This is a genomic window from Vibrio sp. 03_296 (genome assembly GCF_002265885.1).
The window spans coordinates 1-805 of record NZ_NPKW01000529.1 but is presented as its reverse complement, the minus strand read 5'-3'; the positions used below and the strand labels follow the sequence as shown (position 1 = coordinate 805).

The window sequence follows — 805 nt, the reverse complement described above, 5'->3', positions numbered from 1 at the left end:
AAGTTGCCAATTTCAAGAATGACTGCTTGTGCAGAGATAAGAGTGGTCACAAACGCCGTTGCGGCAAAGTTCAAGAGTGGGTTGAAATGACGATGTCCTATTTCTTGACGAACGATCATGCCGCAAGCCGAAGCCAAAATGTCATCGCAAACACGGCCAATCCCCCCCGCTAAACGAGCAAAAGAGGCGCAAGAGATGCCGATCATAAACACCACTAACCAGCGGTTGTAACGCTCTGGACTGATATTATTCAGTTTTCTCTGAGCCATCATCGGATCAAGCATCCCTTTTCCATCATGATGCAAATCCGTCTGAATTTCGGTGACCGCTTTCATATTGATACCACGATCGACGCAGCTCCGCGTGGTGGTAATGCAGTGACCATCCATCACAGTGGTGACACACACGTTGGCAGAGAGCGCCACTTCGACTTCGCTGACGCCAGATGCAATACCAATGCGGCGCATAATATCGCCCACCAAGGTACTTTCCGCTCCATGCGCTAATAACATCTGCCCCGCTTGTGCGACCAACCGAGAGATGGCTCGCTGTGTTGATGCCATACACTTCCTAATTCCTTTTGATCGGACCTGTTAATTGAAACAAAAGGCAAAAGCGCCTCGAAAAACAAATATTCTGCCCGAAAAAAACGGACTAAACATGATTTAGATGCAAAAAGCCGCAAATAATATTGCGGCTTTTAATCGTAATATCTCGATTACTCACGAACGTAGATAACGTGACCGTCATCTTCTTCATCGTCCCAGTCATCCCAATCGTCGTCATCATCTTCAGTGATAACTTC

General features: G+C 47.1%; 1 protein-coding gene. It reads right to left on the bottom strand.

Annotated elements, in window-relative coordinates:
• A partial coding sequence (locus CIK04_RS25955) for a threonine/serine exporter ThrE family protein (protein ID WP_128824705.1) occupies window positions 1–563 on the bottom strand: 563 nt, incomplete at its 3' end.
• Window positions 564–805 lie beyond the last annotated feature (242 nt).